Consider the following 22,418-nt stretch of genomic DNA (forward strand, 5'->3'; position numbering starts at 1 on the left):
CAAAAAGCCCGGCAGCGATGCCGGGCTTTTTTGCGGGATTAGCAAATTTAAAGAATTGGTTCGGGCGCTTCTCTAATGCATCGCCCGAAGCGAGATCAGGCGTCCTTCTTGGGTACCGCGACGCGCAGTGCCAGTTCGCGAAGCTGCTGCGGGCTTGCTTCCGAAGGCGCGTTCATCAACAGGTCGTAGGCCTGCTGGTTCATCGGGAACATGGTGATTTCACGCAGGTTCTTCGCCCCGACCAACAGCATGACGACACGATCGACGCCGGCGGCCATGCCGCCATGTGGCGGTGCGCCATACTGGAATGCGCGGTAGAGGCCGCCAAAGCGCTCCTCGACCGTGGCGCGATCCAGGCCGACCGTCTCGAACGCCTTGACCATGGTTTCGGGCAGATGGTTGCGGATACCGCCCGAGGCGATCTCGAAACCGTTGCAGACCATGTCGTACTGGAACGCCTTGATGCCGAGCAGATCCTCGCCATTCAGCGCATCGATGCCGCCCTGCGGCATCGAGAACGGGTTGTGGGCGAAGTCGATCTTCTTCTCCTCCTCGTTCCATTCGAAGAACGGGAAGTCGACGATCCAGCACAGTTCGAAACGCTCGCGGTCGACAAGGTTCAGTTCCTCGCCGGCGCGGGTGCGCGCAGCACCTGCAAACGAGACAAACTTCTTCGGATCGCCGGCAACGAAGAACGCAGCATCGCCATCGGCAAGGCCGAGCTGTTGGCGGATCGCCTCGGTGCGCTCTTCGCCGATGTTCTTGGCCAGCGGGCCAGCGCCCTCGATCTTGTCGCCTTCCTTGCGCCAGAAGATGTAGCCCAGCCCGGGCTGGCCCTCGCCTTGCGCCCAGGAATTCATGCGGTCGCAGAAGGCACGGCTGCCGCCGGTCTTGGCCGGAATGCCCCACACCTCGGCCTTCGGATCGTTGGCCAGGATGTTGGCGAACACCTTGAAGCCGGAATCGCGGAAGTGAGCGGAGACGGCCTGCATCTCGATCGGGTTGCGCAGGTCCGGCTTGTCGGAACCGTATTTGCGCATGGCGACGTCATAGGGAATGCGCTGGAAATTCTGTGTCACCGGCTTGCCGTTGGCGAAGGCCTCGAAGACCCCGCGCATGACCGGTTCCATGGTCGACAGCACGTCGTCCTGCTCGACGAAGCTCATCTCGAGGTCGAGCTGGTAGAATTCGCCCGGCAGCCGGTCGGCGCGCGGATCCTCGTCGCGGAAGCAGGGCGCGATCTGGAAATAGCGGTCGAAGCCCGACACCATGATCAGCTGCTTGTACTGCTGCGGCGCCTGCGGCAGCGCGTAGAAGGTGCCGGGATGGATGCGCGACGGCACCAGAAAGTCGCGCGCGCCTTCCGGCGACGAGGCGGTCAGGATCGGTGTCGAGAATTCGGTGAAGCCGACCTCGCCCATACGCCTGCGCATTTCGGCGATGATTTTCGTCCGCGCGATGATGTTCCTGTGCAGCGTCTCACGGCGCAGGTCGAGGAAGCGGTATTTCAGCCTTATATCCTCGGGATAGTCAGGCTCGCCGAACACCGGCAGCGGCAATTCCTTGGCCGCCGACAGCACCTCGATCTCGCGGGCGAAAATCTCGATCTCACCGGTCGGCAGGTTGGCGTTCGTGGTCTCGGGCAAGCGCGCCTTGACCTCGCCGTCAACACGGATGACCCACTCGCCCCGCACGGTCTCGGCAACCTTGAAGGCAGGCGAATCGGGATCGGCGACGATCTGGGTCAGGCCATAATTGTCGCGCAGGTCGATGAAGAGCAGGCCGCCATGGTCCCGCACGCGATGCACCCAGCCAGACAGCCGAACGGTCGAGCCGACGTCGCTCTTCCTCAACTGGGCACAGGTATGGCTGCGGTAACGGTGCATTGTCATTGGTAAGGTCCGGGGTGCTGGGTTGCGGGCCGAAGCATCACAGCCCGGCCTGAAAATTTGCGCGAAAAGCGCATGGGAGGCCGGATTTGTCAAGGCAAGTGGCGCCGGGCGCCGACCGACAGGCGCAGCAACCCCTTTGGCTAGCGACGGCGCAAGGGCTTCAGGCGGTATCCCCGCGGCAAGCCGCTTCGTAGTCGGCCAGCACCTGACCGATCGCGGCATGAAGAATAGCCTCGGGCTTCCCGGCAGGCCCAAGCTCGGCCGGCACCATCGGCAGGAACTGTCGCATCAGCGTTTCGGGAATGCCGACGCCGTTGAGCACCTCGCGCAAACGTCCAACAGCAACGCCGGCAGTGGGGTTGCTCCAGTAGTAGCGGATCCGGTCGCTGTAGCTGTAATGCCGCTGCAGATAGAGACTCGCTTCACTGCCGTGATAGTGACTGTGCCAATGGCCGGGTGCTGCCAGCATCACGCGCTCCATCGTGCGGGCAAGCGACCTGTCGCCATAGTCCGCGACCATGTCGGACGCGATCAGGTCGAGCCCGTAAAGCGCCTCGCGCAAGGCGAATGTCAGTCCCGGGCCGACCTTGAGGATGGGAAAGCCGTTGCCGACAAGTGCAGTCAGCGCTGCGCGGCTCTGATAGTCGGTGGAATGCGCTTCGTAGACGAGCGACGGTTCTTCATCGAGGAGCCCGGTCAGCGCCTTCGACGCCTGCGGCCTGTAGGCGACGACGTTCTGGCTGCCGAATTCGACGCCGGGCTGCACGACGACGGCGATGACGCGGCCGAACGCTTCGGTCAGGCCTTCCCGGGCAAAGATTTCGCGATGCACGTCGATCGTGCGGCGCGCCGCCGCCGCTTCGGTGGGCTTCAGGTCGCTGATCGTGTGATCGACGCCGCCCGGGGCGGGAACCTCGGTGCCAATGATGTAAACAGGCAGCGCACTACCGCTCGTGCGCGCCGCCTTTTCAGCCGCCTTGGCCAGCCGCACGGCCCGCATGGCGATCGTCTCGTCGTCCAGGGCAGCCGGCTCGCCGGCGCATCCCATCGACGCGTCGAGATGGATCTTGCTGAAGCCGGCCCAGACATAGGCGGTGACCATGGCTTCGGCCTTGCTCATCGCCTGCGCCGCCGGCTCCGAGCGCCACGGGTTCGGTCCAAGATGGTCGCCACCGAAGATGATACGTGAGGCCTCGAGCCCTTCCCTGCTGGCGATCTCCAGCACGAAGGCTATGAACAGGTCCGGGGTCATCCCGGTGTAGCCGCCGAACTGGTTGACCTGGTTGCAGGTTGCCTCGATCAGCAGCGTGGCTTCCTTGTCCCTGACGGCGCGCCTTACGGCCGTCTGGATCACCAGAGGATGGGCTGAGCAGATCGAGATGATGCCGTAAGGCGATCCGTTTCTGCGCGCCGTGGCGAGGCCTGCAAGGGGGTTGGCCATCATGTCGCCCTCGCGGTCCCGGCAATGAAGCCGTCAAGCACATCGAAGCCAGCGATGCCTTCCATGGGTCCGCGCCGCGTGACGTTGCGGGCGCCGGCGGCATTGGCGTAGAACAGCGCCTTGCCGGGCTCCATCCCCTTGCGCCGGCAGGTCAGATAGGTCGCGCCGAAACAGTCGCCGGCTCCGGTCGGGTCCACTTCTTCCACCAGGAAGCCGGCGCAGTCGATCCTGCTGCCATCGGCGGCGAACCGGGACGAGCCGGCGGCCCCTCGCTTCAACACGATCTCGCCGACGCCCCTGGCGATCAGCGCCTTCACCGCCTGGCATTCGTCGTCAACCCCTGCCGCCGTAAGCAACTCTTCGCCGGAGGGAAGCAGCAGATCCGCATTGTCGACCAGTGCCGAAAATTGCGCGCCGTCGGCACCGTCGATCAGTTCCTTGCGCACATTCGGATCGAAGGAAGTCGAGCCGCCGCGAGCGCGTACCGCCTTCGTGGCATAGGCGACGATCTCCCTCAGCCCGGCTACGGACAGAGTGGATCCCATGATATGCAGGTGGCCTGCCCTGTCCGCCAGTTGGCGCGCTTGCGCGGTCAGGCGGATTTGCCCGGCGGCGGATTCAGCGATGTTGTAGACGAAGTCCCGGCCGCCATCGGGCCTGTAGCGAACGAAGGCGCTTCCCGTCGGGTAGCGGTCGCTGACCGCCACGGCCGACACGTCGACGCCGTCGCGCCTGAGCCTTTCCAGATTGATCGTTCCAAAATCGTCGCGGCCAACGCAGCCGATGAGCCCGGCACCTCCGCCCAGCCTTGCGACCTGGTCGATGAAGATGGCAGGAGCTCCGCTCGGGTAAGGGCCGACCAGCGCCAGCGGTTCGAGGAAACCGGCACCCCGGTCCGTCGCCATGATCTCAACCAGGATTTCGCCGGCGGCAATGGTCGGACCCACGGATTCGGATGCGATCTCCCTGCGGCGGGAAAGGCTCATTCCTGCAATTCCTTCTCTCCCCAGCCGGAGCGAACGCGGATCGTGGTTGTACGATAGCTCCTGACCGTAGCCGAGGTAATTCGCGTCGAGAGCGAAGTCAATACAAACTGCACATATGTTCACTTTATTTGCTACGCACGCCGCTTTTATGATGCAGAAAATGCGAGCCGCCATCCGTCGAGCCTGGGCCGAGGGCCAAATATCAAGCCCTATGCTGCTTGACTTGGATGTTTTCAAGCGCAATAAAATATATACGCATGTTCACTTACACATGCGCATTCGTAAAGGAGGAGACGAAATGCCAATTGGTAAGCGTATTGGAATTCTCGCCGCGTCGGTCACCGCTTCGGCACTGACGGCAAGTGCCGCCCTTTCCGCGGAAATCACAGTTGCGACGGTCAACAATGGCGACATGATCATCATGCAGAAGCTGTCGCCGGAATGGGAGAAGGCGACGGGAAACAAGGTCAACTGGGTGGTGCTGGAGGAGAACGTGCTGCGCGAGCGGGTCACCACCGACATCGCCACCAAGGGCGGCCAGTTCGACGTGTTGACGATCGGCGGCTATGAAACGCCGATCTGGGGTAAGAGCGGCTGGCTCACGTCGCTCGACGATCTCGGCGACGACTATGACTATGACGATCTCATCGCGCCGGTGCGCAGCGGCCTGACCGTCGACGGCAAGCTCTACGCCGTGCCGTTCTACGCCGAGAGCTCGTTCACACTCTACCGCAAGGATCTGTTCGACGCCGCCGGCCTGAAGATGCCGGAGCAGCCGACCTATGACCAGATCACCGAATTCGCCGACAAGCTCACCGACAAGTCGAAGGAACAGTATGGCCTATGCCTGCGCGGCAAGCCGGGCTGGGGCGAGAACATGGCCTTCCTTGGCACGCTAGTGAACACGTTCGGCGGCCGCTGGTTCGACATGGACTGGAAGCCGCAGCTCAATTCGCCGGAGTGGAAGAAGGCGATCGGCTGGTACGTCGATACGATGAAAAAGGATGGACCTCCTGGCATCAGCTCCAACGGCTTCAATGAAAACCAGACGCTGTTCGCCTCGGGCCATTGCGCCATGTGGATCGACGCCACGTCGGCGGCGGGCCGCGTCTATGATCCCAAGCAGAGCAAGGTTGCCGACAAGGTCGCCTTCGCCAAGGCACCGGTGGCGGTCACACCCAACGGCTCGGCCTGGGGCTGGGCATGGAGCCTGGCCATCCCGGCGAGCTCCACCAAGGCGGATGCCGCCAAGTCGTTCGTGAAATGGGCGACCTCAAAAGCCTATGTCCAGCGCGTCGGTGAGACCGAGGGCTGGGTCGCCGCACCTCCGGGAACACGCAAGTCCACCTATGCCAGCCCGGACTACCAGAAAGCAGCCCCCTTCGCCGCAACGGTGCTTTCGGCGATCGAATCCGCCGATCCGACCAAGCAGACCAAGGACCCGGTTCCCTATACCGGCATCCAGTTCGTCGCCATCCCCGAATTCCAGGGCATCGGCACCGAGGTCGGCCAGGCGATAGCCGCCGCTGTCACCGGTCAGCAGTCGGTTGACGATGTGCTCAACGGCGCCCAGACCGCCGTGGAGAAGACGATGACGGAGGCAGGCTACATCAAATAGGCGGGCTCAAGCCCAGACAGGTGAGCCAGGAGGCGGAATGAGCACAGCCTCCTGGCGATCCGGGCCTGAAAAGCCTCCCATTGCAGCAGGCCTGGAGGATGCACGGATCCGCCACAGCGGGTCCGTGCGTTTCTCAGGCAGCGTCAAGGATTCGATGGACCATCTCCCACAACGTTGCACCGGTCGCCATCTGGCCCTCTGATAGCGCTTTCAAAAACTCACGGAATTGGAATTGGAAATGAAACTGAACAACAAGATTGCCCTGATAACAGGCGGGGCGCGCGGCATTGGCCTGGGTTTCGCGCAAGCCTATGCGCGCGAAGGCGCCAAGGTGGTGATTGCCGATATCGACATCGAGCGCGCCACGCGGGCCGCAGCCGCAATCGGTCCGGCGGCCAGCGCCATCCAGCTCGACGTCACCGACCTCGATGCGATCGACAGGGTCGTGGCGGAGGTTGACCGCGATTTTGGCGGCATCGATATCCTGGTCAACAATGCAGCCATCTTCGACATGGCGCCGATAACCGACATCACCGAAGCGAGTTATGACCGGGTGTTCGCCATCAATCTCAAGGCGCCACTGTTCATGATGAAGGCGGTGGCCAATGTGATGATCGCGCGCGGCCGCGGCGGCAAGATCATCAACATGGCGAGCCAGGCCGGGCGCCGCGGCGAGGCGCTGGTGACGCTTTACTGCGCCTCCAAGGCAGCGATCATTTCGGCCACGCATTCTGCCGCCCTTGCGCTGGTCAAACACGGCATCAATGTCAACGCGATCGCACCCGGCGTCGTCGACGGCGAGCACTGGGATGTTGTCGACGCGCACTTCGCCCGTTGGGAAGGTCTGAACCCAGGCGAGAAGAAGGCTGCCGTGGCCAGGTCGGTGCCGATCGGCCGCTTCGCGCAGCCCGAGGACATTATGGCGGCTTCGCCGAGTTCAGCGTGGTTGCCGTCGACCATCTGCATGGGATCGGCGATCTCGGCTTCGCCACGGCGGCACTCGCCGAGCCGCTCGCCTGTGTCCTCAATGGTCTCGGTGCCGCCGGGATCGAAGCCGGCAACAGCACGCCCGGCACCGCGCTGGTCTTCGGCGCCGGACCGATCGGCCTGCTGCTTGCCCTTTCGCTCAGGGCCAAGGGGGTCAAGAGCGTGGCGGTCGCCGACATCAGCGAACAGCGCCTCGCCTTCGCCGAAGCGCTCGGGCTGGAGCCGTTGGTGTCCGGATCGCAGGCGCTGTCGGCCATGGCGCGGGGTTTCGATTTCGTCGCCGACGCCACCGGTGTCGCCAAGGTGGTCGAAGGCATGATCGGGTTCACCGCCGATGGCGGCACAGCGCTGGTTTTCGGGGTCTGCGCGCCCGATGCCAGGATCTCTGTCGCCCCGTTCGAGATTTTCCGCCGGCAGATCAGATTGGCGGGATCGCACTCATTGAACCGCAACATCCCGCAGGCGCTCGACATTCTCAGCCAGGACGACGGCACGATGGCGCGGCTTGTCAGCCACCAGCTGCCGCTCTCCGAACTGTTGCCGTTCTTCGCCAAAGGCAGCGGCGACCCAACGACCATGAAAGTACAGTTTTCCTCGGACACGTAACTTCAAACAGTACAGCCGCGCCCATGGGCCACAGACGGTCTCCTGCGCTCGGAAAGAACATCCCACCTCCTTTCCGCGAAAAGGTGACTCAAGTAGACAGTGGCGACGGCAATACGAGCAGGGAGCCTGTGAATGGCAAAGACGATCAGGACGATGGAGGACTTCTCGGCCTTTGTCGGCTTGTCTCGCACGACGGTTTCCAAATATTTCAACGATCCCAGCTCGGTCAGGAAAAACACTCGAAACGTGATCGAGGCCGCGCAAAGGAAGTCCGGCTTCCGGCCGAGCATGTTCGCCGTCAATCTCAATCGCCGCCGCAGCAACATTCTCGGCGTCATCATTCCGAACTCGACGGATCCGTTTTACATGGCGCTGACGCGTCGCATCGAAACGATCGCCAACGAAGCCGGCTTCCTGGCGTTTGTGCTGTCTTCCGACGGACGTGCCGAAATGGAAGACCAGGCGATCCAGACATTCAAGTCGATGAACATTGCCGGTGCCATCATCGCGCCGCTCGGCGTGCAGTCCCATCACCGGATCCTGGCCGAACTCGGATCGAGCATCCCGCTGATCTATGTCGACTCGCCGCTTGACGAGACGTCGTCGTTCGTCGGCACGGACAACAGGCAGAGTTTCAGGCTGATCGTCGATTATCTCTGCCGGTCCGGCGAGCCGCCATGCTATTTTGCCATGCCGCTGGTCAACAACAATGCCTCGGCCAGGCAGGACGCCTATGTCGAGGCCATGCAGCAGTTCAAGATGACGCCGAGCATCGTCGCCGTCGTCGACGTGCGCTCGTGGGATTTCGAGAAATTCGGCTTTGACGAAGCGCTTCGTATCCTGAAGGGGCAGGGGTTTCCGACCAGGACCGTGCTTTGCGCTAACGATCGCGTTGCCTTCGGCGTGATCGCGGCCGCCTATCAGCTGGGCCTGAAGGTGGGCCATGGGGCGGACTGCGACATGCGGGTCGCGGGACACGACGACCATCCCTTGTCGCGCTACGCCTGCCCGCCGATCACGACCGTTGCGCAGAACTACAATGAGATCGGCCGCCTGGCCATCGAACTTCTGCTGGAGCGGCTGGATGAAAAATCCCCGGCCAAACCAGACAGTGGACGCATCCTGCTCAACGCCGAACTAATGCTGCGAAGCTCGGCCTAGCAGGCGCAGGCGGGCCGAACGCCACAGCAAAGGGCAGACGATCTCCCTTATTTGGCAGCGTGGTTGTCAGCGTGGCCGAGCTCCGTTGGAATTGCCGCTGGCGTTGGGGGAGACGATGGTTCAAGAAGGATCAACGACAAGCGGTTGTTTTCCTTCATGTCCTCCATCCGCCCGCTGATCCCGCTCCTGCTCGCCGCTGGCATCCTGCTCGGCGGCAATGGGCTGCAGAGCACGCTGATCGCGCTGCGCGGCGCGCAGGAAGGGTTTTCCGCCTCCGACATCGGCCTGATGGGCACCTTCTACTTCGCCGGCTTCCTGCTCGGCTGCCTGGCCATCACCCGCATCATGAAGGCGGTCGGTCATATCCGGGCATTTTCGGCGCTGGCGGCAATCGCCTCGGTCGGAACGCTTTTGCTGGTGCTGGTTCTCGATCCGGTGATGTGGTGCGCGGTGCGCTTTGCCGGCGGCTTCTGCTTTGCCGGGCTGTTCACGATCGTCGAAAGCTGGCTGAATTCCGGCGTCAGCAACCACGACCGGGCGCGCGTGCTGGCGATCTACCGGATGGTCGACACCGGTTCCGTGACCGGCGCCCAGTTCCTGATCCCGATCTTCGGCGCCGGTGGCTTCACCATCTTCGCCATCATGTCGATCATGATCACGCTCTCGCTGGTGCCGGTCTCGCTCGGCGACCGCTCCAACCCGACGCCGCCCGAGGACGTCAAGCTCGACCTGGCACGCGTCTGGCGGATTTCGCCGCTGGGCTGCTTCGGCTGCATGGCCGTCGGTGTCACCAACAGCGCCTTTCGCACATTGTCGCCGGTCTATGCCGAGCAGATCGGCATGTCGGTCGCCGATGTCGTCACCTTCGTCAGCGTCGGCATCTTCGGCGGCGCCATCATCCAGTATCCGCTCGGTTACCTCTCCGACCGCTGGGACCGGCGCCGGGTGCTGTTGATCACCACCTGCTGCGCGATGTTTTCAGCACTGGCGCTGGTGTTCATCGCCGGCAGCAATCCGCTGCTCAACTTCGTCATCATCTTCATCTTCGGCTGTTTCGCCATGCCGCTCTATTCGCTGTCGGCGGCGCATTCCAACGACCGCGCCGACGCCGGCGAGTTCGTGCTGATCAACGCGGCTTTGATGCTGTTCTATTCCTTCGGCGCCATCGGCGGGCCGTTCGCCGCCTCCACCGCGATGCAGTATTTCGGGCCGAGCGCGCTGTTCGTGTTCAGCGCCGTCGTCTACGCGATCTTCATCGCCGTCATTCTCTACCGGATGCAGGCCCGCTCCAGCGTCCCGGCAGGCAAGCGCAGCCGCTTCACCGCCCTGTTGCGCACCTCGACGGTTTTCGCGCGGCTGGCAAGAAGAAACAATGATCCCGACGAGCCGGGATCCTCATGACGATGGCGCCAAAGCTTGACGAACGCGCTTCCGGCTGAAATCTAGGAAGACCTTACTCCTGCCAAAAGCGATTTGATGCACGTCATCACCACCCAGAAAGAACTCGAGACCATTCTCGCCGCTTTCGAAAAGTCGGATTTCGTCACCGTCGACACCGAATTCATTCGAGAAACGACCTTTTGGCCGATCCTGTGCCTGATCCAGATGGCCGCACCCGGCGTGACGGCGCTGATCGATCCGCTGTCGCCCGACATCGACCTGAAGCCGTTCTTCAAGCTGATGGCCAATGAAGCCGTCGTCAAAGTCTTCCACGCAGCGAGGCAGGACATCGAAATCATCGTCCATCTCGGCGATCTCGTTCCGCATCCAGTGTTCGACACGCAAGTGGCGGCGATGGTCTGCGGCTTCGGCGACAGTGTTTCCTACGATCAGCTCGTGCAGCGGATCACCGGCGCGCGGCTCGACAAGTCATCGCGCTTCACCGACTGGCGCCACCGGCCGCTTTCCGACAAGCAGCTCGACTATGCGCTGGCCGATGTCACCCATTTGATCGAGGTTTATCAGCACCTCAGCGCCGAGCTGGAGCGGGAAAACCGCGCTCACTGGCTGAACGAGGAAATGGAGGTCCTGACCTCGCGCGAGACCTATGATCCGCATCCCGAGGACGCCTGGAAGCGGCTGAAGATGCGGCTCCGCAAGCCGCAGGAACTGGCGATCGTGCAGGCCGTGGCGGCTTGGCGCGAGCGCGAGGCGCGCGAGCGCGACGTACCGCGCGGCCGCGTGCTCAAGGACGACGCGATCTACGAGGTGGCGCAGCAGGCGCCGCGCGACGTGGCAGCCCTTGGCAAGCTGCGGACGACGCCGAAAGGCTGGGAGCGCTCCTCGACGGCGACGGCCCTGCTTGGCGCGGTCAACGCCGCGCTGGCCTTGCCGAAGGAACAGATGCCGAAGCTGCCGAAGAATTTCCAGCCGCCCGAGGGCTCGAGCGCGGCGGCGGAACTGTTGAAAGTGCTGCTCAGGATCGTCGCCGAAAAGGAAGGCGTCGCCTCGAAAGTGCTGGCCTCCAGCGACGATATCGACCGCATCGCGGCCGAGGGCGAGGAGGCCGACGTCCCCGCCCTGCAGGGCTGGCGCCGCGCCGTGTTCGGTGAGGCAGCGCTGAAGCTGGTGCGCGGCGAGATCGGCATCAAGTTCGACAAGCGCAAGATTGCGGTCTTTGACCTTTAGCGTCGGCCTCCCCTTCTCCCCCTGTGGGAGAAGGGGAGTTGGCGCAGCTCAAACCACTCCCAGCAGATGCAGCGCGAACCAGATCCAGGCCAGCGCCAGCACAAGCGCACCGAGGAAGAACGAGCGGCTGCGCAGCCGCAGATTGTTGCTGGTGAGATGAACCCAGGCGTGGAAATAGCGCGACGCGACAAAAATCCACATCAGCGCCAGGGTCAGATAGTTGACGCCGTTGGTCACGTGCAGCGTCAGGCACAGCACGTAGAACAACACCGGCAATTCGAACTGGTTGATGAGATTGCTGGCGACGGTGATGCTGGAGGCCGGTTCGGTCGAGCGCACCTTGTACTGACCGGCCTTGGCTTCACCTGACCTGACCGCGCCGTATCTGCGACGACCCAGCACGACGTAAACAATATAGATCAGCAGCACATGCGCCAGCATCGGCCAGAAGATCGTGGTCTGATTCATGAAGTGCCCCTGCCCTGTTTGGCGTCAAGCCTGGCGCCTCTGGCCCGCCAGCCAGAAAGCGGCAATGACGATCAGCGGGAGCGCGAGAAGTGCGAATTTGGTGACGATCAGCGCCGAAGCGAGAGACAGCGAATCCGGATTGGCCGACAGGAAATCGGACAGCAGGCGCGCCACCGCAATGTTCTGGGCATAGTCGGCCAGCGTGTAGGGCAGCACCAGAATCAGCGCGAAGATCGACTGCAACTGCCCCGGCAGCACGCGGAAGTTCTTCAATCGCCGGCCGGTGGACAGAATCAGGCTGACCAGCGTCACCGACAACAGCGCCGGGAACAACAAATCGAAGGTCAGATAGTGCCAGACGAGAATGATCTCGCCACCGCGCCGGCCGAGCGCCGTCAGCCAGGCCATGCCTTCGTCCGGCGTGAATCCGAGAAAGCGCATGTCGAGTGACGCCAGGCCGCCGCTCAACTGGCGGAAATAGAAGAACTCCAGCACCGTCATGGCGATGAAAACCGCCGCCGACAGGAAACAAAGCGCGCCCGCGTGGCGTGACAGCCGCAGGATCGTTGCGGTCAGGCTCCGCCCGAGCCCGTACGGATCAGGCTCCGCCGGGATAGTTCGGGCTTTCGCGGGTAATCGTGACGTCATGGGCGTGGCTTTCACGAAGTCCGGCGTTGGATATGCGTACAAAAGTGGCGCGTTCGCGGAAATCGGCAAGATCGCGACCGCCCACATAACCCATAGCGGCTTTCAGCCCGCCTGCAAGCTGGTGCAGCACACCAGACACAGGTCCTTTGTAGGGAACCTGCCCCTCGATGCCTTCCGGGACCAGTTTCAGCGTGTCGCGCACCTCGGCCTGGAAGTAGCGATCGGCGGAGCCACGCGCCATGGCGCCGACCGAACCCATGCCGCGATAGGCCTTGAAGGAGCGGCCCTGGTGCAGATAGACCTCGCCGGGGCTTTCATCGGTGCCGGCCAGCAGCGAGCCGATCATGGCTGCACTGGCGCCAGCGGCGAGCGCCTTGGCAAGATCGCCGGAATATTTGATGCCGCCATCGGCGATCACCGAGACGCCTGATTTGCTCGCCGTCTCGACCGCCGACATGATGGCCGAAAGCTGCGGCACACCGACGCCGGCAACGATGCGGGTGGTGCAGATGGAGCCCGGGCCGATGCCGACCTTGACGGCGTCCGCCCCGGCATCGATCAACGCCTGCGTGCCTTCGGCGGTAGCGACGTTCCCGGCCAGGATGCGAACCGAGTTGGAAAGCTTCTTGGCGCGCGTCACCGCGTCCAGCACGCGCTGCGAGTGGCCATGCGCGGTGTCGATCACCAGAAGGTCGACGCCGGCATCGATGAGGCGTTCTGCACGCTCGAAACCGTCATCGCCGACGCTGGTGGCGGCGGCGGCGCGCAAGCGGCCCTGCGCGTCCTTGGTGGCGTGCGGGTTGAGCTGCGACTTCTCGATGTCCTTGACGGTGATCAGCCCGACGCAATTACCCTGCTTGTCGACGACGACCAGTTTTTCGATACGGTGCTGATGCAGGAGGCGCTTGGCCTCGTCCTGGTCGACATTCTCCTTGACCGTGATCAGGTTCTCACGGGTCATCAGTTCATAGACTTTCTGCGCCGGATCGGACGCAAAGCGCACGTCGCGGTTGGTCAGGATGCCGACCAGCCGACCGATCTTCTGGCCGCCGGTGCCGCCATTCTCGACCACCGGAATGCCCGAAATCGAATAGGTGCGCATCAGCGAAAGCGCGTCGGCAAGGGTGGCGTCGGGGCCGATGGTGACGGGATTGATCACCATGCCGGATTCGAACTTCTTGACCTGCCGCACCTGCTCGGCCTGCTCGGCCGGCGAGAAATTGCGGTGGATGACGCCAATGCCGCCGGCCTGGGCCATGGCGATCGCAAGCCGCGCTTCGGTGACGGTGTCCATCGCCGCCGACAGGATCGGCACATTGAGGTCGATGTCGCCGGCGATGCGGGTGCGGACATCGGTCTCGCCAGGCATGACCTCGGAATGACCGGGCTGCAGCAGCACGTCGTCAAAGGTGAGCGCCAGCGCGCCGGTGGACGTTTCGATGATTTTTGCCATGGCCAGTCCTCGGAATACAGAAAAAGCGCTTGACCAGAATGGACAGCGCCGACTCGTCTTCTTCCCTTTCAGGATTGGCGCTGGCTCGTAACACGTCCCGCGGCCGATGAAAAGCCGATGATTTCACGCTCCCGGAAAGGTGACGTCTTCGCCGAAAGAACGCCACCTACGGTTGCCGGTCGCACAAATGTGACAGCAAATTAATGCGACATCCCAGCGAAGGCATGGTAACCGCCCGCCTCAAGGCCGACATGCACTCGGCGACGCAACATTCAAGTCTGGACGCGTTCCTTGAATCGCACCATCCCGCTCATCCTGGCGGTCGCCCTTTTCATGGAAAACATGGATTCGACCGTTATCGCCACGTCGCTGCCGGCGATTGCCGTCGACATCCACACCAGCCCGATCGCGCTCAAGCTGGCGCTGACGGCCTATCTGGTGTCGCTGGCGATCTTCATTCCGATCAGTGGCTGGATGGCCGACCGCTTCGGCGCCAAGAATGTCTTTCGCGCCGCTATCGCGGTCTTCATCGTCGGCTCGATCGCCTGTGCGCTTTCCGGTTCGCTGCCGGCCTTCGTGGTGTCGCGCTTCCTGCAGGGCATTGGCGGCGCCATGATGACGCCGGTCGGACGACTGGTGCTGGTGCGCGCGACGCCGAAAAGCGAACTCGTCGCGGCGATGTCCTGGCTGACCGTTCCGGCGCTGGTCGGACCCCTGGTCGGGCCGCCCGTCGGCGGCTTCATCACCACCTATTTCACCTGGCACTGGATCTTCCTGATCAATGTGCCGATCGGCCTGATCGGCATCTGGCTGGCGACGCGTTTCCTGCCGGAGACCGAACCGACGGCGAACCCGCCACTTGATTTCATCGGTTTCGTGCTGAGCGGGCTGGCGGCATCCGGCGTGGTGTTCGGCCTGTCGGTGGTCAGCCTGCCCTATCTGCCGCCGCTCGTCGGCATCATCACCGTGACGGTCGGTCTGCTTTCTGGCGCGCTCTATCTGCTGCATGCGCGCCGCGCCAGAAATCCGCTGCTCGCGCTCGAATTGTTCCGCAACCAGGTGTTCCGCTCTTCGGTTCTCGGCGGTTCGCTGTTCCGCATCGGCATCGGCGCCGTACCGTTCCTGTTGCCGTTGATGTTCCAGATCGGCTTCGGACTGACGCCCTTTCAGTCCGGCATGATCACCTTCGTCTCGGCGATCGGTGCCATCGGCATGAAATTCGTCACCGCGCTGATCTTCCGCGTCGCCGGCTTCCGCCGCGTGCTGGTCGTCGGCTCGCTGGTCGCTGCGGCTTCGATCGCCATCAATGGCCTGTTCACACCCGAGACACCCTATCTGCTGATGCTGGCCATGCTGCTCGTCGGCGGCTTCATCCGTTCGATGTTCTTCACCGGCGTCAATGCACTTGCCTACGCGGAGGTTTCGGCTGAGGACACCAGCAAGGCGACGCCGATTGCCGCTGTCTCCCAGCAGCTTTCGATCGCGCTTGGCGTGGCGGTGGCAGGCGGTATCCTGGAAGTGTCGACGACCCTCAATGACAGGTCGCTGACGCTGGCGGATTTTCACACCGCGTTTTTCGTCGTGGCCGCGATTTCCGCCGCCGCGTCGCTATCGTTCATACGGCTGGCGCCCGATGCCGGCAACGCCGTCTCAGGCCATGGCCGGCTGACCACACCCAAGACGCTGGAAACGGCCAGCCCGCCTGGCAATTGAACCGGCTGGCCTAGGCTTAGGGCTCGCCTTGCCCTTCGCTATCTCTACCAGCGCTCGAGGCCTTAGGAACGTCCACTGGGCGTTCCGATCCGCCTGACGGTGGACCGGCCTCTCGTCCTTTGAAGTCCTTCGCCAGCAGATAAAGCTCGACCGATTCATCACGCGACGCCGGCGGCTTGACGTGATGGACCGAGCGGAAGTTGCGCTTGAGCATGGAGAGCAGTTCGTTTTCGGCGCCGCCCTGGAAGGTCTTGGCGAGGAAATGCCCCCCCGGCTTCAGGACCGACAGCGCGAAATCGGCCGCCACCTCGCACAGATGCATGGTGCGGATATGGTCGGTTCGCTTGTGGCCGGTGGTGGGTGCCGCCATGTCGGACAGCACCACATCCGGATCGCCACCCAGCGCCTCGGCCAGCTTTTGCGGCGCCAGCGGATCGAGGAAATCCATCAACAGCACCGGCGCGCCGGGCACCGCATCCATTTCCAGATAATCGATGCCGACGACATGCGGCTTGTCGGCCGTCGATTTCGTGCGCGCGGCCGCGACCTGGCACCAGCCGCCGGGGGCAGCGCCGAGGTCGATCACCTTCATACCGGGTTTCAGGAGATGGTGCTTGTCATCGATCTCGATCAGCTTGTAGGCCGCGCGCGAGCGATAGCCATCCGCCTTGGAGCGCTGGACATAGGGATCGTTGATGTGGCGCTGCAGCCAGCGGCGCGACGATTCCTTCAGGCCGCTCTTCTTCTTGATCCGCGTCTTCAGCACGCGAATGCTGGCAGAACCTGGTTTTTCCGGTTTCTTGGTCATTGCTTATTTCTTCGGTTCGGGCTCATGCCCTGCTGCGCCCATCGTTGCGCCAGACGCCGTCATCGGCCATCAGCTCGCTCAATATGCCCTCGCGCAGGCCACGGTCGGCGACGCGCAGTCGCTCCGACGGCCACACCGCACGGATCGCTTCCAGTATGGCGCAACCCGCCAGCACCAGGTCGGCGCGATCGGCACCGATGCAAGGATTGGCGCAGCGCTGCTGGAAATCCCAGCCGACCAGTTTTTCGACCATGCGGTCGACGCTGTGGCGGTCCATCCACAGCCCGTCGACACGCCGGCGATCATAGCGTTCGAGGTCGAGGTGGACGCCGGCCAGCGTCGTCACCGTGCCCGACGTGCCGAGCAGATGGAAATTCGGGCTGGCCTTGAGATGGCTCAGCCGATCACGGCCATCAAAGCTGGCCAAACGGCCGGCGACGTCGTCGACCATGGCGGCAAAGATTTCGCGTGTCACCGTACGGCCGCCGAAACGCTCAGCCAGCGAGACGACGCCGACCGGCAGCGATGTCCACGAGACGATATGGTTGGCGAGACGCGGCGAACGGCGGCCGGCGAGGTCGATCAGCGCGATTTCGGACGAGCCGCCGCCGATATCGAACAGCACGACGCCCTGCGTGTCGCGCTCGACCAGCGAGCCGCAGCCGGAAACCGCCAGTCGTGCCTCGGTCTGGCGGTCGATGATCTCGAGCTTCAGGCCGGCCTCGCGCTCGACCCGATCGAGGAATTCGACGCCGTTTTCGGCCGAACGGCAGGCTTCGGTGGCGATCAACCGGGCCTTCCGAATCTTGCGGTTGCGCAATTTGTCGCCGCAGATCTTCAGCGCCTCGACCGCGCGGTCCATCGCCGGCTGGCCAAGCCGGCCATTGGCGGTCAGCCCCTCGCCCAGCCTGACGATGCGCGAAAAGGCATCGATGACGCGGAACTGGCCATGCCGCGTCGGCACGGCAACCAGCAACCGGCAATTGTTGGTGCCGAGGTCGAGTGCCGCAAATACGGGAAGCTCCTGCAGCGGCGGCCGACGGGTCCCCTGTTCGTGCCGTGCCGGCGCAGCGGCGGGCAGGACCACCAAATCGGGCAGTTTGGTCGCTTCCGCCGCCGCAGGGGCGTTGCCGGGCACAGGCGATCGATTCTCTGTGCGATGCGCTTCATCGCGCGCAAAGACCTTGCGCCCGCGCCTTCGCTTGCGCCGCTTCTTCGGCTTGCCCTTCTGGGGATGGGTTGCGTCGCCCGCCTGCCCGTCGGCGGAGCGGGACTCCGTCGGGCGGCGTTGCCGCCACGAGCCAGCTGGCCCTGGGGAAGCGTTGGACGCACCTACCTCCGGCGCCCCGGCGCCGGTGTCGCGGTCTTCCACTGTCGTTCCTTCCGGCGCCGCGCGAACCGATGACGGACGCAGCAGGCGCTTTGGCGTGTTTTAAGTTGCCGCCAGACTAACAGTGCCGCGCCCGATCACCAAGAGCCGCCGGTCGAATTTTGCCGCCTGGGCGTGCGAACCGTCGTTGCGGCCGCGCGACGCAGTGTACCCGTAAGCCTGGATTGGTAGGCGCAACGCCGACTGGCGCCCCCTCCAGCCGCCCTCGACGCAGACAAATCTACCGGCTGCCGCCACGTAAAGCGTTCGCGGTTGAATAGCCGGCTTCAATGAGGCATTTCTGAAATGAGCGGAAGAATCCGGCGCAACCGGCCTCTCGACAGAAAAGGAAGCGGATCCGCAACGCATGGCAGTCAGGCAATGAACTGGAGACGCTATTTCTGGCCGGTCGTCGGCATCTCGGCGGTGATTTTCTCGCTGCTGCTGCTCTGGTACGAACTGCGCGGCATCTCGCTCGACGATGTCTGGGACGGCATTACCGCGATTCCAGCCCGCGGCTGGATCCTTGCCGCGCTGAGTTCGGTCATCGCCTATGCCTCGCTCGCCGGCTACGACCACATCGCGCTCTTGCATATCGGCAAGAAGGTGTCGTGGCTGTTCGTCACTTTGTGCTCCTTCACCACCTATGCGCTGTCGCACAACATTGGCGGCTCGGTGTTCTCGGGCGCCGTCATCCGCTACCGCGCCTACGGCACCAGGGGCCTGACCGGCCAGGATGTCGGCATCCTGGTGGCGATCTGCTGGATCACCTTCGTGCTGTCGACGATCCTCGCCTCCGGCCTTGTGCTGGTGTTCGAGCCTGAGATTCTCGACCGGTTTTCCGGCATTGCCCATCATGGCCTGTCGGAGGCCGCGGGGATCGTGATGCTGCTGCTCGTCGCCGCCTACATCTTCGGCAGCTGGCTGCATCTGCGCCCGCTGAAGATCGCCAGCTTCCAGTTGCACTATCCGGCGCTGCCGATCGTCGCGCGGCAATTGCTGATCGGCCCGATCGAGCTGCTGGCCGCTACCGCGATTATCTTCTTCGCCCTGCCCGTGGCCCACAATCCCGGCTATTTCGTCGTGCTGGGCATCTTCCTCGTCTCGTTCTCGATCGCGCAGATATCGCACGCGCCAGGCGGCCTCGGCGTGTTCGAAGTCGTGTTCCTGGCCGGGCTATCCGACATGGATCCGGTCGGCGTTCTGGCGGCGCTGCTGGTGTTCCGGCTGTTCTATTTGATCATCCCTCTGTTCCTCGGCCTGGGTATCGTGCTGTTCTTCGAACGCTCGCAGTTCAGCCGGACCGAGAGCTGAGGCGTCGCCACCGGGCTTCTTCCCGTTCGCGGGGAGAAGGTGCCGGCAGGCGCATGAGGGGCAGCACAAACTTCTGCGATTGCCCCAATTGAACTGCCGAGCAGGCTTGACTATTTTCCGGTGGCGGCTACAAGGCAGCGCTCAAGCGGCTCAGCCGCTCGGCCCGCACGGTTCATGACCGCGCCTGCTGGGGAATAGGTTAACGGTAGACCCACGGACTCTGACTCCGTTAGTCCTGGTTCGAATCCAGGTTCCCCAGCCAAACAGTTTCAAACACTTAGCTACCAAAACCGCCACAAACCATGTTGCTAGCCTCGAAATGCGCAGCAACATAAGCCCTTGATTTGTCAGGCGTGGTAATGAGCGGAGGCTGCGAATAGCGGCATTGATAGCGACATGAAAACCCGCCGAAGCGGGCCTTGTTGGGTAACGCACCAGCGGTCGGCAAACCCGGCTGGCTCTATTCGGTATTCCATCGTCTTAGTTCCTTGCTCTCAGCAGAACCTTCGCCGCTTCAGTCATCGGTGTTGGGAATTCCGGAACAACCGCCGCCGCGCCATGGCGGAGGTCTTCTTTCGCCACGCCATGGTCTCACCAAGCGGCTCTGTTGGCTGGAAATGGACGCATGACAACCAAACCGCGAAAATGGTCATCGGCGACACCGATGACCATCTTAAAACGCGGGTCTGGATGATGGCCTCTGGCAGTCAAACCCCGCCCGCGTTAAAATGGGACAGGGGGACATTCACCAACCCAGCAAGGGAGGTCCGCCATGAAAGTGAAAGACGCAATGCATAAGGGTGTCGACTGGGTCAGCCCCGAAACCGATGTCACCGAACTGGCGAAAATGATGCGAGCCCAGGATATCGGGTCGATTCCCATTGGAGAGAACGACCGACTGATCGGAATGGTGACCGACCGCGATATTGTCTGCAAAGGACTGGCGGACGATGGTTTCGACGGCCGCACGGCAACAGCGCGCGATGTCATGACGACCGGCATTCACTGCTGCCGCGAAGACGACGATCTGGCTAAGGCCGTACAGCACATGGAAGAACTGAAAATTCGCAGGTTGCCGGTGATCAACAAGAATATGCGAATGGTCGGCATCCTGAGCGTCGGCGACATCAGTCAGTCGGCACCGAGGGAAATGGTGTCTGAATACGTCAAGAGCGTTTCCGCCCATCACCACTGAAGGGCGCTCGCCCTTGCCGGCGTGCTGCGGCCAGAGCGGCGGCAGAGATGTCCGGTCAACCAGGCCGACGCCGACACTTCATGCTACGCGGTCCCGCCATCGCTTCACTCACACGCGCGCTGGCGGGACACGGGGGCGCGTCAGAAATCCTCTGCAAAGGCGCGCGTCGCGCGTCCTGGTGTCTGCCTCTGTGGCCGGCATCATGCCCGCCGCGTCGAGTCCATCGCTGAGAATGACGGCTGCGCCGGGCTGAGGCTGAGGACGTCAGCGCCCCTGGCGTAGCGCCTCGTGCTCCTCAAATGTTCCTCTCGAAGGTATGAGCCACGATCGGATCTGGCGCCGATAGCTCAAATCCTTTAGCTGCCATAAAGGTCAGCACGATAGCCACGGCTATCGATGCAATCACGGTGGTGGTGCGGGCTAGACTTCTCACTATCTTCACTCAACAAGGCAGCGCGATATTCCCGGCAAAATCTCTCGGACAGTAGGTCCGCCGCATAATGTTGGGATGCTCCTGGCGGGTTGCAACCCCGCGGGGTATCTCAGCTGAACGTTAATCATCCCGTGAGCGTCGAGGGCAACACCAGCGCTTCACCTTCGGCGTGATCTCCTCGATCCGCACTTTGTCGCCGATCTCCTTCGCCCGGTGGGGGGCAAATGTGATTTTGTGGTCGGCAACAGACAGGTTACGCTGCGTCTTCAACGAACGAGGAGGAGACAATGAAAACATTCCTCGCAACAGCCGCCGCGCTGACCCTGTCGGTATCCGCCGCCTCTGCGGATTGCCCGGCGCATTCGAAGGTACAGGCAGCGGTCGACTCGCAGAAAACAGCGAGCGTCGAGAAGGCCGATATGTCGAAGGCTGCGGACACTCAAATAAAGAAAGAAGTGCCGGCAAAGACCGAATAGCGGCACGCTACCGGATCCCACGCAGCTTGTGTGCGGCCTCTGCTAGGCGCACCACCTCAGTCCTGCGCCTATGCGCTCTGTGGCGGCAGTGGCGTTGTGTGCAGCGCGCTGGCCGAAATTGTATTGCCATAGGCCCCCGCAAGACCAGACTAATCTCCTGCAGGCCTTGCGTCCGAAACCAACCATTCAGCCACGATCAGCCCGTGAGGCGCGCACGAAACAAAGTGCAGCCGTCCGTCAGGCGCGACCTGGAGATATCCCGGAATCCAGCCTCGGTCATCCACGCGCGATACTGACCTTCGGTGTACGATTCGCCGTGGCGATAGAGGTTCAAGAAGGTGAGATTCAGAAAGACACCCTCAGACGGGCCGAGGCGGTCGTCATCGACCACACCCCACCCCGCGATTGCGATCTCGCCTCCGGGTGTGAGGCAACGCGCCGCGTTCAGGATCGAACTGCGCGCCTGGTCCGGCGGAAGGACCTGGACGACGGCCTTCAGGATCGCCAGATCGTGCCGACCGATCGATGGCGCGACAGTTATGTCCCCCTCTTCGACAACCACGTCGTCGGCACCGTATTCTGACAGGATATCTGACGCGACCGCTGCGACCGTTGGGAGTTCCATCAGCGTCGCCGCAATCTGCGGCCGCCGCTCGCGAAGTCCGACGAGAATGGTCCCGGGGCCCCCACCGATGTCGATCACCGAACCGATCGTCGAGAGGTCCATCTCCTGGGCCAGATGTCGGCCGAAAATCACCCCGCCCGGCGCGAGCATGCGGCTGAAGGCCGCCGCGGCCTCGAGCCCGGCTTCGGAAAAATCGTGCAGCGCCGCCGGCCGGTTCTGTCGCAGCGACTCTGCGGTCAGCAGGTCGGCTCCCCAGAGCTCACGCAGGAGCGCATGATCGCCGCCGCGATAGGTCGGCTTGGACGCGTCGAGGAAGGCCGACGCTTCAGCTCCGTTACGAAATTGACCATCCTTGACTTCGAGGAGACCGATGCTGGCGAGCGCGTAGAGGAGCCGCGACAGACGATCGGGCTCGACTTTGAGCGCGGCCCCCAGGCCGTCAGCGGTCACCGCGCTGTCACCGAGCCGGGTGAAGATGCCAAGGTCCAGCCCGGCGCGCAGCGCCAAGGCAGGGGGCACCGCTGCGATCAGCTTGTCGATCCGATCAGAATCCACCATGCACATCCCCTTCCGCAGGACCGATTTTGAAGCAGCTCG

At 63.1% G+C, this 22,418-nt stretch carries 17 protein-coding genes, 1 tRNA gene and 2 pseudogenes; 11 read left to right on the forward strand and 9 right to left on the reverse strand.

Going from position 1 to position 22,418, the window contains the following annotated elements; all coding sequences use genetic code 11:
• Positions 1 to 95: 95 nt before the first annotated feature.
• The 3 genes from aspS to AC1RZR_RS25320 all read right to left on the reverse strand — a co-directional run bounded on the left by aspS (position 96) and on the right by AC1RZR_RS25320 (position 4,319).
• Complete coding sequence (aspS, locus tag AC1RZR_RS25310) at positions 96 to 1,886, reverse strand: aspartate--tRNA ligase (protein WP_481829115.1); 1,791 nt, start codon at positions 1,884 to 1,886, stop codon at positions 96 to 98.
• A gap of 166 nt (positions 1,887 to 2,052) precedes the next feature.
• Positions 2,053 to 3,333 (reverse strand): D-tagatose-bisphosphate aldolase, class II, non-catalytic subunit, encoded by a 1,281-nt coding sequence (locus AC1RZR_RS25315; protein WP_481829116.1) that lies wholly within the window; start codon positions 3,331 to 3,333, stop codon positions 2,053 to 2,055.
• On the reverse strand, positions 3,333 to 4,319 hold the full coding sequence (locus AC1RZR_RS25320; protein WP_481826343.1) for a tagatose kinase: 987 nt from the start codon (positions 4,317 to 4,319) through the stop codon (positions 3,333 to 3,335). Before AC1RZR_RS25320 ends, AC1RZR_RS25315 begins: the two co-directional genes overlap by 1 nt.
• Positions 4,320 to 4,617: 298 nt before the next feature.
• Between AC1RZR_RS25320 and AC1RZR_RS25325 the strand changes: the two genes are divergently transcribed.
• The 6 genes and pseudogenes from AC1RZR_RS25325 to rnd all read left to right on the forward strand — a co-directional run bounded on the left by AC1RZR_RS25325 (position 4,618) and on the right by rnd (position 11,319).
• Positions 4,618 to 5,937 carry an ABC transporter substrate-binding protein gene (locus tag AC1RZR_RS25325; protein WP_477275661.1) on the forward strand — a complete coding sequence of 440 codons (1,320 nt, stop codon included), beginning with the start codon at positions 4,618 to 4,620 and terminating at the stop codon, positions 5,935 to 5,937.
• Positions 5,938 to 6,175: 238 nt separating this feature from the next.
• Positions 6,176 to 6,856: pseudogene (locus tag AC1RZR_RS25330) on the forward strand (L-iditol 2-dehydrogenase); the annotation flags it as partial.
• Positions 6,853 to 7,530: pseudogene (locus AC1RZR_RS25335) on the forward strand (zinc-binding dehydrogenase); the annotation flags it as partial. The pseudogenes AC1RZR_RS25330 and AC1RZR_RS25335, both read left to right, overlap by 4 nt.
• 153 nt (positions 7,531 to 7,683) lie before the next feature.
• A complete protein-coding gene (locus AC1RZR_RS25340) occupies positions 7,684 to 8,691 on the forward strand; it encodes a LacI family DNA-binding transcriptional regulator (RefSeq protein WP_481829117.1) in 1,008 nt (335 codons plus the stop codon).
• 156 nt (positions 8,692 to 8,847) lie between these two features.
• Positions 8,848 to 10,092, forward strand: a complete 1,245-nt coding sequence (locus tag AC1RZR_RS25345) for an MFS transporter (protein ID WP_477275667.1) — start codon at positions 8,848 to 8,850, stop codon at positions 10,090 to 10,092.
• Between the two features lie 75 nt (positions 10,093 to 10,167).
• Positions 10,168 to 11,319, forward strand: coding sequence for a ribonuclease D (gene rnd / locus AC1RZR_RS25350; protein ID WP_481826344.1), 1,152 nt, complete (start codon positions 10,168 to 10,170; stop codon positions 11,317 to 11,319).
• 48 nt (positions 11,320 to 11,367) lie between these two features.
• On the opposite strand, the gene AC1RZR_RS25355 is transcribed toward rnd, so the two are convergent.
• Genes AC1RZR_RS25355 through guaB form a run of 3 tightly spaced genes read right to left on the reverse strand, consistent with a single transcriptional unit; the run spans position 11,368 to position 13,888 of the window.
• The gene (locus tag AC1RZR_RS25355) at positions 11,368 to 11,787 is read right to left on the reverse strand and encodes an MAPEG family protein (RefSeq protein ID WP_481826345.1); all 420 of its coding nucleotides are present in this window, start codon (positions 11,785 to 11,787) and stop codon (positions 11,368 to 11,370) included.
• Between the two features lie 24 nt (positions 11,788 to 11,811).
• The gene (locus AC1RZR_RS25360; RefSeq protein ID WP_477275673.1) at positions 11,812 to 12,435 is read right to left on the reverse strand and encodes a hypothetical protein; all 624 of its coding nucleotides are present in this window, start codon (positions 12,433 to 12,435) and stop codon (positions 11,812 to 11,814) included.
• Positions 12,386 to 13,888, reverse strand: a complete 1,503-nt coding sequence (guaB, locus tag AC1RZR_RS25365) for an IMP dehydrogenase (protein WP_477275674.1) — start codon at positions 13,886 to 13,888, stop codon at positions 12,386 to 12,388. The genes AC1RZR_RS25360 and guaB overlap by 50 nt, the downstream gene beginning before the upstream one ends.
• Before the next feature lie 291 nt (positions 13,889 to 14,179).
• On the opposite strand from guaB, the gene AC1RZR_RS25370 reads away from it, so the two are divergent.
• Positions 14,180 to 15,601, forward strand: a complete 1,422-nt coding sequence (locus AC1RZR_RS25370; RefSeq protein ID WP_481826346.1) for an MFS transporter — start codon at positions 14,180 to 14,182, stop codon at positions 15,599 to 15,601.
• A gap of 16 nt (positions 15,602 to 15,617) precedes the next feature.
• Here the strand turns inward: AC1RZR_RS25370 and AC1RZR_RS25375 are convergent, their stop codons facing one another.
• A complete protein-coding gene (locus AC1RZR_RS25375) occupies positions 15,618 to 16,409 on the reverse strand; it encodes an RlmE family RNA methyltransferase (protein WP_477275677.1) in 792 nt (263 codons plus the stop codon).
• A 22-nt stretch (positions 16,410 to 16,431) separates the two neighbouring features.
• Positions 16,432 to 17,781, reverse strand: a complete 1,350-nt coding sequence (locus AC1RZR_RS25380; protein WP_477275679.1) for a Ppx/GppA phosphatase family protein — start codon at positions 17,779 to 17,781, stop codon at positions 16,432 to 16,434.
• Positions 17,782 to 18,159: 378 nt separating this feature from the next.
• Here AC1RZR_RS25380 and AC1RZR_RS25385 point away from each other — a divergent pair, with 378 nt between their 5' ends.
• The 4 genes from AC1RZR_RS25385 to AC1RZR_RS25400 all read left to right on the forward strand — a co-directional run bounded on the left by AC1RZR_RS25385 (position 18,160) and on the right by AC1RZR_RS25400 (position 21,196).
• Positions 18,160 to 19,092: a lysylphosphatidylglycerol synthase domain-containing protein gene (locus tag AC1RZR_RS25385; protein ID WP_481826347.1), complete on the forward strand. Its 933-nt coding sequence runs from the start codon at positions 18,160 to 18,162 to the stop codon at positions 19,090 to 19,092.
• Between the two features lie 188 nt (positions 19,093 to 19,280).
• Positions 19,281 to 19,354 (forward strand) — tRNA-Gln (locus AC1RZR_RS25390).
• A gap of 510 nt (positions 19,355 to 19,864) precedes the next feature.
• Positions 19,865 to 20,287 carry a CBS domain-containing protein gene (locus tag AC1RZR_RS25395; RefSeq protein WP_477275744.1) on the forward strand — a complete coding sequence of 141 codons (423 nt, stop codon included), beginning with the start codon at positions 19,865 to 19,867 and terminating at the stop codon, positions 20,285 to 20,287.
• 720 nt (positions 20,288 to 21,007) lie between these two features.
• A complete protein-coding gene (locus AC1RZR_RS25400) occupies positions 21,008 to 21,196 on the forward strand; it encodes a hypothetical protein (RefSeq protein ID WP_481826348.1) in 189 nt (62 codons plus the stop codon).
• Positions 21,197 to 21,392: 196 nt separating this feature from the next.
• On the opposite strand, the gene AC1RZR_RS25405 is transcribed toward AC1RZR_RS25400, so the two are convergent.
• Complete coding sequence (locus AC1RZR_RS25405; protein ID WP_481826349.1) at positions 21,393 to 22,379, reverse strand: methyltransferase; 987 nt, start codon at positions 22,377 to 22,379, stop codon at positions 21,393 to 21,395.
• Between the last annotated feature and the right edge of the window lie 39 nt (positions 22,380 to 22,418).

This window comes from Mesorhizobium bavaricum (assembly GCF_056781655.1).